8 protein-coding genes are annotated in these 12,566 nt (G+C 61.9%); 6 read left to right on the top strand and 2 right to left on the bottom strand.

What is annotated here, in order from left to right; translation table 11 throughout:
* Positions 1–2: 2 nt before the first annotated feature.
* Positions 3–1,367, bottom strand: a complete 1,365-nt coding sequence (locus I5S59_RS17670; protein ID WP_197877758.1) for a glutamine synthetase family protein — start codon at positions 1,365–1,367, stop codon at positions 3–5.
* A 445-nt stretch (positions 1,368–1,812) separates the two neighbouring features.
* Between I5S59_RS17670 and hrpA the strand changes: the two genes are divergently transcribed.
* From hrpA to I5S59_RS17640, 6 genes are all read left to right on the top strand, one after another.
* Positions 1,813–5,718: an ATP-dependent RNA helicase HrpA gene (gene hrpA, locus I5S59_RS17665; protein WP_197877757.1), complete on the top strand. Its 3,906-nt coding sequence runs from the start codon at positions 1,813–1,815 to the stop codon at positions 5,716–5,718.
* A gap of 204 nt (positions 5,719–5,922) precedes the next feature.
* On the top strand, positions 5,923–7,044 hold the full coding sequence (locus I5S59_RS17660) for a beta-ketoacyl-ACP synthase III (RefSeq protein WP_197877756.1): 1,122 nt from the start codon (positions 5,923–5,925) through the stop codon (positions 7,042–7,044).
* Positions 7,045–7,119: 75 nt separating this feature from the next.
* On the top strand, positions 7,120–7,731 hold the full coding sequence (locus tag I5S59_RS17655; protein ID WP_197877755.1) for an RNA polymerase sigma factor: 612 nt from the start codon (positions 7,120–7,122) through the stop codon (positions 7,729–7,731).
* Positions 7,725–7,964 carry an anti-sigma factor family protein gene (locus tag I5S59_RS17650; RefSeq protein ID WP_197877754.1) on the top strand — a complete coding sequence of 80 codons (240 nt, stop codon included), beginning with the start codon at positions 7,725–7,727 and terminating at the stop codon, positions 7,962–7,964. Before I5S59_RS17655 ends, I5S59_RS17650 begins: the two co-directional genes overlap by 7 nt.
* 198 nt (positions 7,965–8,162) lie before the next feature.
* The gene (locus I5S59_RS17645) at positions 8,163–9,476 is read left to right on the top strand and encodes an OprO/OprP family phosphate-selective porin (RefSeq protein WP_197877753.1); all 1,314 of its coding nucleotides are present in this window, start codon (positions 8,163–8,165) and stop codon (positions 9,474–9,476) included.
* A gap of 84 nt (positions 9,477–9,560) precedes the next feature.
* Complete coding sequence (locus I5S59_RS17640) at positions 9,561–10,685, top strand: GNAT family N-acetyltransferase (protein ID WP_197877752.1); 1,125 nt, start codon at positions 9,561–9,563, stop codon at positions 10,683–10,685.
* A gap of 4 nt (positions 10,686–10,689) precedes the next feature.
* Here I5S59_RS17640 and I5S59_RS17635 read toward each other — a convergent pair whose 3' ends face one another.
* Positions 10,690–12,522 (bottom strand): ABC transporter ATP-binding protein, encoded by a 1,833-nt coding sequence (locus tag I5S59_RS17635; RefSeq protein WP_197877751.1) that lies wholly within the window; start codon positions 12,520–12,522, stop codon positions 10,690–10,692.
* Between the last annotated feature and the right edge of the window lie 44 nt (positions 12,523–12,566).

Below are 12,566 nucleotides of genomic sequence, written 5' to 3'. Positions count from 1 at the left end.
GATCAGGCCTGGGTCAGGTACCAGCGCCAGTCCTGTTCGCCGACTTCGGCCATGAACTGTCGGTACTCGGCACGCTTGACCGCCAGGTAGACGCCGAGAAAGGCATCACCGAACGCTTCGCGTGCCCACTCTGAAGTTTCCAGAGCCTTGAGCGAGGTCAGCCAGTCGGTGGGCAGCAGTTCCTTGGCCTGGGCATAGCCGTTGCCTTCGACCGGGGCGCCGGGATCAAGCTGCTGGCGAATACCGTGGTGCAGGCTGGCGAGGATGGCCGCGGCCGCCAGGTACGGGTTGGCGTCGGCGCCACAGATACGGTGTTCGATATGCCGGCTGTTGGCCGGGCCGCCAGGCACACGCAGGCTTACCGTGCGGTTGTCGACCCCCCAGGTCGGTGCCAGCGGGGCATAGCTGTTGGCCTGGAAGCGCCGGTAGGAGTTGGCGTTCGGGCAGAACAGCAGCAACGAATCGAGCAGGTGCTTGAGCATGCCGGCCACGGACTGGCGCAGCAGCGGCGTGCCGGCTTTGTCTTCACTGGCATAGAGGTTGTTGCCGTCGGCATCGGCCAGGCTGACATGCATGTGCATGCCGGTACCGGCCAGGTGATCGAACGGCTTGGCCATGAAGCAGGCCTGCATGCCGTGCTTGTGCGCGACGCCTTTGACCAGGCGTTTGTAACGCACCGCCTGGTCCATGGCCAGCAGGGCGTCGCCGTGCTCCAGGGTGATCTCCACCTGGCCTGGGGCGTATTCAGAGATGGCCGTGCGTGCCGGAATGCCCTGCGCCTTGCAGGCGGCGTAAAGGTCAGCGAGGAAGGGTTCGATCTGTTCCAGCTCGCGCAAGCCGTACACCTGGGTGCCACGCGGGCGGCCGCCGTCACGGTCCAGCGCCGGTTGCGGCTGGCCGTGGCTGTCGCGCTTCTGGTCCAGCAGGTAGAACTCCAGCTCGCACGCCATCACCGGGTGGTAACCCTCGGCCTTGAGCGCATCGATCACGTTGACCAGCAAGTGGCGTGGATCGGCGATGGTCGCCGGCATGCCTTCGCTGGGGTGCATGCTGACCTGCACCGCAGCAGTCGGGATTTGCCGCCAGGGCAAGCGCACCAGGCTGTTTTCCAGTGGGTAGGCGCGGCAGTCGATGTCGCCGACGTCCCAGACCAGGCCCGAGTTTTCCACGTCGTCGCCATTGAGGGTCAGGCCGAGGATGGTACTGGGCAATGGCCGACCGCTTTCATACACCGCCAGCAGTTCTTCGCGGTGCAACAGCTTGCCGCGCGGCACGCCGTTGGCGTCGAGAATGAACAGCTCGATCATCTCGATATCGGGGTTGTTGGTCAGGAACGTTCGGGCCTGCTCAATGGGGGCAAATTGCATGCTGTACTCGCTCGCGCCATCAGGCGCACAGGACTGCGTTCACCTTGAGGTGACAGTCATCGACAATGAGGGTCGGCCAGGTGGGCCGCACGTATCAGTGCAGAGCGAGCGGTGCGTCTGGTGGGCGGGCATGGCGGCAGTGCCACAAGGCCCAGAAGGCGAGAATGATATGAACCAGCGGGTTTTCGCCAGAGCGAGCCCGTACCTTCGGGAACGAAGGGCGCAACAGCGGGCGGGGCATACGCAAGGGCGAAGTCATGGCTGGATACTCCCACGCCGGTGAAGGTTCATTAAATCAGCCTTTGTATACCTTCAGGTTGTTCGCGGCTAAACAATCAGCGGCTTACCCTTGGCCGTGCCGAGCGGGGGCAAATCTGCGACAATCGCAGCCCTTCCTATGCCGATCATGAAAAAGCAGGCTCACCTGCACGACTAATAAGCCCCCATGACTGACCACGCTATTGATCAACTGCTGAAAAACCTCGACCACGCCATGATCGCCGAGCGCCATCGCTTGCGCCGGCAACTGCATGAACTGCGCAAGCGCCCGGATGAGGCCAAGCTTGCTCAGTGGGTCGAGAAGGTGCAGGCGTCCTGTGCTCAGGTCACTGCGCGCAAGGACAGCGTGCCGAGCATTCGTTACGACGACAGCCTGCCGATTGCGGCCAAGCGTGACGAGATCAAGAAGGTGCTGGCCGCGCACCAGGTGCTGATCATCGCCGGTGAAACCGGTTCGGGCAAAACCACCCAGTTGCCGAAGATCTGCCTGGAACTGGGGCGCGGTCAGCATGGCCTGATCGCGCATACCCAGCCGCGCCGTATTGCTGCACGCAGCGTCGCCACCCGCGTCGCCGAAGAGCTGGGTACACCGCTGGGGGCGCTGGTGGGCTACCAGGTGCGGTTCGAAGACCAGAGCGATGCCAATACCCTGGTCAAGCTGATGACCGACGGTATTCTCCTGGCCGAAACCCAGCATGACCGCTTTCTTGAGCGCTACGACACCATCATTGTCGACGAAGCCCATGAACGCAGCCTGAACATCGATTTCCTTCTCGGCTACCTGAAGACCCTGCTGCCCCGTCGACCGGACCTGAAAGTCATCATTACCTCGGCGACCATCGACCTGGAGCGCTTCTCCAGACACTTCAACGATGCGCCGATCATCGAGGTGTCCGGCCGCACCTACCCGGTGGAAACCTGGTACCGGCCGTTGACCAGCGAGCAAGACGAAGAGGGGAACCGCATCGAGGATGACCTGACCGTGGATCAGGCGATTCTGGCCACCCTCGATGAAATTGCCGCGCACGAGCGCAGCCTGGGCAAGGGGCCGGGCGATGTGCTGGTGTTCCTGCCGGGCGAGCGCGAGATTCGTGACGCCGCTGAAATGCTGCGCAAGGCCCAGCTGCGCCATACCGAAATTTTGCCGCTGTATGCGCGGCTGTCACCGGCCGAGCAACAGAAGATTTTCCAGTCCCATCCGGGGCGTCGCGTGGTGTTGGCGACCAACGTTGCGGAAACCTCGTTGACCGTACCGGGCATTCGCTACGTGATCGACAGCGGTACCGCGCGGATCAGTCGCTACAGCTACCGCGCCAAGGTGCAGCGCCTGCCCATCGAGGCGGTGTCGCAGGCCAGTGCCAACCAGCGTAAAGGTCGCTGTGGCCGGGTCGAACCGGGCATTTGCGTGCGCCTGTACAGCGAAGAAGACTTCAATGCGCGGCCGGCCTTTACCGATCCGGAAATCCTCCGTACCAACCTCGCGGCGGTCATCCTGCAGATGCTGCACCTGCGCCTGGGCGAGATCGATGCCTTCCCGTTCATCGAGCCACCGGACGGCAAGGCCATCAGCGACGGTTTCAACCTGCTGCAAGAGCTCTCGGCGGTCAACCGCGAAAACCAGCTCACCCCGCTCGGTCGCCAACTGGCCCGCTTGCCGGTCGACCCACGCCTGGGGCGCATGCTGCTTGAAGGGGCCAAGCAGGGCAGCCTCAGCGAACTGCTGATCGTGGCCAGCGCCTTGTCGGTACAAGACCCGCGCGAGCGGCCGCCCGAGCGTCAGCAGGCGGCCGACCAGGCGCACGCGCAGTGGAAAGATGCCGACTCGGACTTCGCCGCGCTGGTCAATGTATGGCGCGGTTTTGAAGAGCAACGTCAGGCCCTGACCGCCAGCCCGCTGCGCAACTGGTGCCGCAAGAACTTCCTCAACTACCTGCGCCTGCGTGAATGGCGTGATGCCCATCGCCAGTTGAGCCTGATCTGCCGCGACCTGCAGTTGAGCATCAACAAAGAGCCGGCGGACTATCCGAAACTGCACAAGGCAATCCTCTCCGGCTTGCTCAGCCAGATCGGTCAGAAAACCGAAGATGGCGACTACCTGGGTGCCCGTCAGCGCCGCTTCTGGGTACACCCGTCTTCGGGACTGGGCAAGAAACGGCCGCAATGGATCATGAGCGCCGAACTGGTGGAAACCACCAAGCTGTACGCGCGCATGGTGGCCAAGATCGAGCCGGACTGGATCGAGCCGCTGGCGACGCACCTGATCAAGAAAAACCACTTTGAACCGCACTGGGAGAAGAAGCGCGGCCAGGTGGTGGCGTTCGAACAGGTCACCCTGTACGGCATGATTGTGGTGGGTCGCCGCCCGGTGCACTTCGGGCCTATCGATCCGGTGATGTCGCGGGAGCTGTTCATTCGCGAAGCGCTGGTGGGCGGTGAGATCCAGTCCAGAGCCAAATGCCTGGCTGCCAACCGGCGCCTGCTCGAACAGCTGGACGAGCTCGAAGCCAAGGCGCGACGCCGCGATATTCTCGCCGATGAAGAGACCCTTTACGGTTTCTATGAAGCGCGTTTGCCGGCGGAAATCCATCAGACCGCCACCTTCGACAGCTGGTACCGGGTCAATAGCCAGAAGGACCCGCAACTGCTGATCATGCGCGAGGAGGATGTGCTGGCGCGCGAAGCCAGCGAAGTCACCGCCGCGCAGTACCCTGACACCCTGCGCCTGGGCGATCTGAGCCTGGCGCTGAGCTACCACTTCGAGCCCAACCACCCGCGCGACGGTGTAACCGTGCGGGTACCTGCGCCGTTGCTGCCGAGCCTGCCGGGTGAACGCCTGGAGTGGCTGGTGCCGGGGCTGCTGGAAGCCAAGTGCATTGCCCTGGTGCGCAACCTGCCCAAGGCGCTGCGCAAGAACTTCGTACCGGTGCCGGACTTCGTCAAGGCTGCCCTGCAACGCATGACCTTTGCCGAGGGCTCGTTGCCCCAGGCGCTGGGGCGTGAGCTGTTGCGCATGACCGGCGCGCGGGTCAGCGACGAAGCCTGGGCCGAAGCCGCGGCGCAGGTGGACAACCACCTGAAGATGAACCTGGAAGTTGTCGACGGCGAGGGCAAGTTCCTTGGCGAAGGCCGTGACCTGACCGAATTGACCGCGCGCTTTGTTGCCGCCAGCCAGGCCGCACTGGCGGTGCCGCAGACTGAAAAGAGCCAGCAGCCGGTACAAGCCAAGGCCTTTGCCCAGGTGGCACAGACGGCCCAGCAGAAGATTGCCGGGCTGTCGATGACGGTGTACCCGGCACTGGTCGAAGACAACGGTACGGTCAAGGAAGGGCGCTTCTCGACCCAGGCCGAAGCCGAGTTCCAGCACCGCCGCGCCTTGCAGCGCCTGCTGTTGCAGCAATTGGCCGAGCCTGCGAAGTTCCTGCGCGGCAAACTGCCGGGATTGACCGAACTGGGCCTGTTGTATCGCGAGCTGGGGCGCATTGAAGCGCTGGTGGAAGACATCCTGCTGGCCAGTCTCGACAGCTGCATCCTCGAGGGCGAAAGCACCTTGCCGCGTGATGGCGCGGGGCTGGCTTCGCTGGCTGAGCGTAAACGCGGCAGCTGGGCCGAGCACGCCGAGCGTCTGGCACGCCTGACCCTGGAGATTCTCAAGCTCTGGCACGGCCTGCAAAAGCGCTTCAAGGGCAAGATCGACCTGGCCCAGGCCGTAGCCCTCAACGACATCAAGCTGCAACTGAGCAACCTGGTGTACCCGGGCTTTGTCCGCGAAACGCCGGGGCTGTGGCTCAAGGAGTTGCCACGCTACCTGAAGGCCGTTGAATTGCGCCTGGAGAAGCTCGGTTCCCAGGTGCAGAAAGACCGGGTCTGGAGCAGTGAGCTGGGCAATTTGTGGAGCCAGTACAAGGTCCGCGCCGACAAGCACGCCCAGGAAGGCAAGCGCGATGAGCAACTGACACTCTACCGCTGGTGGCTGGAAGAATATCGGGTGTCACTGTTCGCACAGCAACTGGGCACCAAGGTGCCGGTTTCCGACAAACGACTGAGCAAGCAATGGAGTCTGGTGGAAGCCTAAACCCCTGTAGTTGTGGCACACTTGGCCGATATTCGCTGCGTTCGCCGATTTTTTCACCCGGCGGGCGCAGCGCCAGAATGCAGCACTGTGCAGTGAGCCTGTTCAGCAGGGGGCATTGCCAGGTCAACTTGGTACTTTGGTGCCAATAACGTGATCAGACAGGCCATTGCCGAACGGGCAGTGGCCCCGAACAGAGGAACGACCGTGCACAACGTCGTCATCAGCGGCACCGGCCTGTACACCCCGGCCAACAGCATCTCCAACGAAGAGCTGGTGGAATCCTTCAACGCTTATGTGCAGCAGTTCAACGCTGACAATGCCCAGGCCATCGAGCGCGGCGAAGTGCAGGCCCTGGCCGAATCCAGCGCGGCGTTCATCGAGAAGGCCTCGGGGATCAAAAGCCGCTTTGTCATGGACAAGGCAGGCATCCTCGATCCGCAGCGCATGGCCCCACGTCTGCCGGAGCGCAGCAACGACGAACCGTCGATCCTCTGCCAGATGGCCGTGGCGGCTGCCGAACAGGCGCTGCAACGCGCCGGTCGTACGGCTGCCGATGTCGACGCTGTGATCGTCGCCTGCTCCAACCTGCAGCGCGCCTATCCGGCGATTGCCATCGAAGTGCAACAGGCCCTTGGCATCAACGGCTTTGGTTTCGACATGAACGTGGCCTGTTCCTCGGCCACCTTCGGTATCCAGACCGCCTGCAACAGCGTGCAACTGGGCCAGGCCCGCGCGGTGCTGGTGATCAGCCCTGAGGTCTGCACCGGCCACCTGAACTTCCGTGACCGCGACAGCCACTTCATTTTTGGTGACGCCGCCACTGCCGTACTGGTCGAGCGCGCTGACCTGGCGACGTCGGCCCATCAGTTCGACATTGTCAGCACCAAGCTGCTGACCCAGTTCTCGAACAACATCCGCAACAATTTCGGCTTCCTCAACCGTGCCGCCGAGGAGGGCATCGGCGCCCCCGACAAACTGTTCGTGCAGGAAGGCCGCAAGGTATTCCGTGAAGTCTGCCCGATGGTCGCCGAGCTGATCGGCCAGCACCTGGCCGAGAACAACATCAGTGTCAGCGATGTGAAGCGCTTCTGGCTGCACCAGGCCAACCTGAGCATGAACCACCTGATCGTCAAGAAGCTGCTGGGGCGCGATGCGCTTGAAGACGAAGCACCGGTGATTCTCGACAGCTACGCCAACACCAGTTCGGCAGGCTCGGTGATCGCCCTGCACAAGCATCAGGATGACCTGGCTTCGGGGTCGCTGGGTGTGCTCAGCTCGTTTGGCGCCGGCTATTCGATTGGCAGCGTGATCTTGCGCAAGCGCTGATCCGGCCATAGCTGATCGGCCTGTAACAACACGCATGCCTCGGCGTCCATTGAATACGTTCAGGATGAGGTGGCAATGTCGGTCGATGATGAAACACACTTGCTCGAACGCCTGTTGCGCAGCGATCAACAGGCTTTCAGCGAGCTGGTAACCACGTACCAGGGCGCCATGCGCGCCGTGGCGTACGCGATCCTCGGCAGCCGTCAGGCTGACGAAGCGGTACAGGATGCCTGGTTGGCCGTGGTACGCGGCCTGCCGGGATTCCAGAGGCGTTCCAGCCTCAAGACCTGGCTGCTGACCATTACCGCCAATGCGGCGAAAACCCGCTACAAGCAAAACCGCCGCGAGGTGCTGCTCGATGACCTGCCGTCGCCGCATGGCACGGTCGGTGATGAGCGCTTTGCCGGTGACGGCCATTGGCTGGTGGCACCATCGGCCTGGCATGAAGACTCGCCGGAGGCCTTGCTCAGCCAGGACGAACTGCGCGAGTGCCTGGAACATACCTTGCTGAGCCTGTCGCAATTGCAAAGCAGTGTGCTGGTGCTGCGTGAGCGCCAGGGCCTGGAGCTGGAGGAGATCTGTAATCTTCTGGGCATCTCGCTCTCCAATGTTCGCGTGCTGTTGCACCGGGCGCGCCTGAAGGTTTTTGCCACCCTGGAACACTTTGAGGAAACAGGCCAATGCTGAGTTGCAAGGAACTGGTCGCCCGTTCCAGCGATTACCTGGACGGACAGCTCACCCTCGGGGAAAACCTGCTGGCACGTCAGCACCTGCTGTTTTGCAAAAACTGCCGACGCTTCATCAAACAGATGCGCCTGACCCAGGCGACGATCAAGGCGTTACCGGAAGCCCCGGTAGACGATGTTGAGAAAATCGTCCAGCGCATGACGGCCGCCCAGCGCAGCGACGACACCCCCTGAAAACGCCCTGGAAAGGCCCTGCAACGGGGCTTTTCTGCTTATGCGTGTTCGAAGTAAAAAGTTCCCCTGTCATAAAAGATTTATATAAAAGCCACTGATCTGAAATACCCCCCCGCCAAGATCGCTCCCCAGCACAAGTGGCCAAAGCCGCGTGTTTTTCCAACATTATCAAGACCATAAAGTAGGGGAGCTTCTTCGATGATCCGTAAGCACTTCGCAGGTTTCGCAGCCAGCGCCTTGGCAATGGCCGTTACCGCCCAGGCTTTCGCGGGTACCGTGACTACCGACGGCGCCGATATCGTAGTCAAGACCAAAGGTGGCCTCGAGGTCGCTACCACCGACAAGGAATTCAGCTTCAAGCTGGGCGGTCGTGTTCAGGCTGACTACAGCACCTTCGACGGTTTCTACACCGTCAATGGCAACAACGCCGACGCCGGTTACTTCCGCCGTGCTTACCTGGAACTGGGCGGTGTGATGTACACCGATTGGGCTTACCAGATCAACTACGACTTCTCGCACAACTCCGGCGGTGACAACCGCTCCGAAGACGGCTACTTCGACGAAGCGTCCCTGGCCTACAACGGCTTCAAGCCGGTGCAGATCAAAGTCGGTCGTTTCGACCCTGAATTCGGTCTGGAGAAAGCCACCAGCTCCAAATGGGTTACCGCTCAAGAGCGTACCGCCGCTTATGACCTGGTCGACTGGACCAACGCTCACAACGGTGGCATGGGGATCCAGGTTTCGGGCAACGCGGGTGACTCGCTGTACGGCTCGGTCGGTGCCTTTGCCAAGGACGCGACCAACCAGGACAAAGATGGCGACAGCACCAAGCAGTTCAACCTGCGCGGCGTGTTTGCCCCGATGCACGACGCAGGCAACGTTCTGCACTTCGGCGTCAACTACGCTCAGCGTGACCTCTCCGACACCGCTTTCGACGGCCGTATCCGCAGCCGCCTGGGCATGCGCGGTGTGAGCACCGATGGTGGTCAGGATGCCGGTACCAACGGTAACCGTCTGACCCTGGGTGGTGCCAACAACACCCCGGCCGGCGCATTCGACACCGACTCCGCCTGGGGTCTGGAAGCGGCCTGGGCCATGGGCCCGTTCTCGGCACAGGGTGAATACATCAAGCGCAAGACCCAGGCTGACGACGCCGCCTTCTCCGACATCAAGTCTGAAGGTTACTACGGTCAACTGGCCTACACCCTGACCGGCGAAGCCCGTGGCTACAAACTCGGCAAGTTTGATGGCATCAAGCCTTCGAACAAGCAGATCGGCGCCTGGGAAGTGTTCTATCGCTATGACCACCTGAGCACTGACGATGACAACGGCGCATTCGCCAACATCGACGATGTCGAAGGCAAGGTGCACAACGTGGGTCTGAACTGGTACGCCAACGAATCGATCAAGATCAGCGGCGTGTACGTGAAAACCAAAGTCGACAACGCACAGAACGCCAATGGCGACGACGATGGCGACGGCTTCGTAATGCGCGCCCAGTACGTGTTCTAAGCAACGCTGCTCCTTCATCCGTTAGATCTTCAGCCCCGCGTTGCGGGGCTTTTTTTTGTCCGCGCGACGGGGCAGACTGCGCCCATGCCGAACCTGATCCTGCAACAACTCGCCGACCTCGATGCCGCCGCCTGGGATGCCCTGGTGCCGCCGCAACAGCCCTTTGCTTGCCATGCCTTCCTGAGCAGTCTTGAAGACAGCGGCAGCGTCAGTGTGCGCACTGGCTGGGCGCCAGCGCATCGACTGCTGACCGATGCTTACGGCAGGTTGCGTGCGGCCTTGCCCGCCTATGTGAAGCAGCACTCCTTTGGCGAGTACGTGTTCGACCACGGCTGGGCCGATGCCTGCGAGCGGGCGGGCATCGCCTATTACCCGAAGCTGCTGTGTGCAGTGCCGTTTTCGCCGGTGACCGGTCCTCGGTTGCTTGGCGATCCTGTGGCTGCTGGTGCATTGGTTGATCAGCTGACGGACGAGCTGTCAGAGCAAGGCTTGTCGGGCGCCCACATCAATTTCACCGACGCCGACGCGGATTCGATCATGCGCGGCCGTGAAGGCTGGATGGAGCGCCTGGGCTGCCAGTTTCATTGGCAAAACCGTGGCTATCGCGATTTTCAGGATTTTCTCGACAGCCTCAGCTCGCGCAAGCGCAAACAGATGCGCAAGGAACGTGAGCAGGTGGCGGGGCAGGGCATCGAATTTCGCTGGTACCGGGGTGGCGAGTTGAGCGAGGCACAGTGGGATTTTGTCTTTGCCTGCTACGCCAACACCTATGCGGTGCGGCGTCGTGCGCCGTATCTGACCCGGTCGTTTTTCAGTTTGCTGGCCGAGCGTATGCCCAATGCCATTCGCGTGGTCATGGCGCGCCAGGGAGGGCGTGACGTGGCCATGGCCTTCAGTCTGGTCGGCGGTGACAGCCTGTATGGCCGTTACTGGGGTTGCCTGGATGAATTCGACCGGCTGCATTTCGAGACCTGTTTCTACCAGGGCATGGACGTTGTCATCGCCGAGGGCTTTCAGCGCTTTGATGCCGGTGCCCAGGGTGAGCACAAACTGATTCGTGGCTTCGAACCGGTGATTACCCGGTCGTGGCACTATTTGCTGCATCCGGGGTTGCGCCGCGCCGTGGAGGACTTCTTGCAGCAAGAGCGAGCCGGGGTACTGGCCTATGCCGACGAGGCGCGCACGGCATTGCCTTATCGGCAGGGCTGATGACTCAGTCGATCCCGACAAACCCACCGGTCTGGTGATGCCACAGCCGGGCATACAGCCCTTGATGCGCGAGCAATTCGGCATGGCTGCCCATCTCGGCAATCCGGCCTTTTTCCAGCACCACCAGGCGGTCCATGCGGGCAATGGTCGAAAGCCGGTGGGCGATGGCAATCACTGTCTTGCCCTGCATCAGCGTCTCGAGGCTTTCCTGGATCGCGGCTTCGACTTCCGAGTCCAGCGCCGAAGTGGCTTCGTCCATGATCAGGATCGGCGCGTTCTTGAGCAGCACCCGGGCGATGGCGATACGCTGACGCTGGCCACCGGAAAGCTTCACGCCACGCTCGCCCACATGGGCATCGAAACCGGTGCGCCCCTGCGCATCCGACAGCTGCGGGATGAACTCGTCGGCGCGTGCCCGGCGTACCGCCTCCCACAGCTCGGCTTCGCTGGCTTGCGGGCGACCGTACAGCAGGTTTTCGCGGATCGAGCGATGCAGCAGGGAGGTGTCCTGAGTGATCATGCCGATTTGCGCGCGCAGGCTGGCCTGGGACACCAGGGCAATGTCCTGGCCGTCGATCAGGATGCGTCCACTTTCGATGTCGTACAGGCGCAGCAGCAAATTCACCAGGGTCGACTTGCCTGCGCCCGACGGGCCGATCAGGCCGATTTTCTCGCCGGGGCGAATATCCAGGTTGAGGTCGTCGATGATCCGGCTGCCTTTGCCGTAGCGGAAGCCGACATTCTCGAATTTCACCGCGCCGCGATCGACCTTGAGCTCAGGTGCATTGTCGACGTCGGTGACGGTCACCGGCTGGGCGATGGTCTGCAGGCCGTCCTGCACCATGCCGATATTTTCAAAGATGCCGTTGACCACCCACATGATCCAGCCCGACATGTTGACGATGCGGATTACCAGGCCGGTGGCCAGGGCGATGGCGCCCACGCTGATCAATGACTGGGTCCACAGCCACAGGGCCAGGCCCGTGGTGGTGACGATCAACAGGCCGTTGAGGCTGGTGATGACCACGTCCATGCTGGTGACGACGCGGGAGGCCAGCTGGGTTTTTTCCGTTTGCTCGCGGATGGCTTCGCGGGCGTATTGCTGTTCGAAGTCGGTGTGGGCGAACAGTTTCAGGGTGGCAATGTTGGTGTAGCCGTCGACAATCCGCCCCATGAGTTTGGAGCGGGCGTCGGAGGAGACCACCGAGCGTTCCTTGACCCGCGGCACGAAGTAATAGAGCGCCCCGATGTAACAGGCGATCCAGGTGATCAGTGGCAGCATCAGGCGCCAGTCGGCCTCAAAGAACAGCACCAGCGAACTGATGGCATAGATCAGCACGTGCCACAGCGCATCCACTGCCTGCACGGCCGAGTCGCGCAGCGAGTTGCCGGTCTGCATGATGCGCTGGGCAATGCGTCCGGCAAAATCGCTCTGGAAGAAGTTCAGGCTCTGCTTGAGCACAAAGGTGTGGTTCTGCCAGCGAATCATGCTGGTCATTCCCGGGCTGATGGTCTGGTGTACCAGCAGGTCGTGCAGGCCAAGAAACACCGGCCGCAAAATCAGCGCCACCACCAGCATCCACAGCAGTTCGCCGGCATGGTCGCTAAAGAAACTGGCAGACGGCGTGCCCTGAGCCAGGTCGATGATCCGGCTCAGGTAACTGAACAGTGCCACTTCGATCAGCGCGCCGATAAACCCGATCACCAGCAGCGCGGCAAAACTCGGCCAGACCTGACGCAGGTAGTACAGGTAGAACGGCCATACCGTGCTGGGTGGTGCCGCGGTGGGCGCCTCACGGAAAATATCGATGAGTCTTTCGAAGCGGCGAAACACCATGAAAAGGGAACTCCTGTCTGGCTCGACCCTCAGGTCCAAAGCTC

Source organism: Pseudomonas alkylphenolica (assembly GCF_016009175.1).
In the GTDB taxonomy this organism is placed as follows: domain Bacteria; phylum Pseudomonadota; class Gammaproteobacteria; order Pseudomonadales; family Pseudomonadaceae; genus Aquipseudomonas; species Aquipseudomonas alkylphenolica_B.
This window is presented reverse-complemented; position numbering and strand designations above follow the sequence as displayed.

Excerpts from the sequence above, each read along its gene's own strand:
- I5S59_RS17670 (WP_197877758.1), bottom strand. The coding sequence starts at position 1,367 with ATGCAATTTGCCCCCATTGAGCAGGCCCGAACGTTCCTGACCAACAAC.
- hrpA (WP_197877757.1), top strand. The coding sequence starts at position 1,813 with ATGACTGACCACGCTATTGATCAACTGCTGAAAAACCTCGACCACGCC.
- I5S59_RS17655 (WP_197877755.1), top strand. The coding sequence starts at position 7,120 with ATGTCGGTCGATGATGAAACACACTTGCTCGAACGCCTGTTGCGCAGC.
- I5S59_RS17650 (WP_197877754.1), top strand. The coding sequence starts at position 7,725 with ATGCTGAGTTGCAAGGAACTGGTCGCCCGTTCCAGCGATTACCTGGAC.
- I5S59_RS17645 (WP_197877753.1), top strand. The coding sequence starts at position 8,163 with ATGATCCGTAAGCACTTCGCAGGTTTCGCAGCCAGCGCCTTGGCAATG.
- I5S59_RS17640 (WP_197877752.1), top strand. The coding sequence starts at position 9,561 with ATGCCGAACCTGATCCTGCAACAACTCGCCGACCTCGATGCCGCCGCC.
- I5S59_RS17635 (WP_197877751.1), bottom strand. The coding sequence starts at position 12,522 with ATGGTGTTTCGCCGCTTCGAAAGACTCATCGATATTTTCCGTGAGGCG.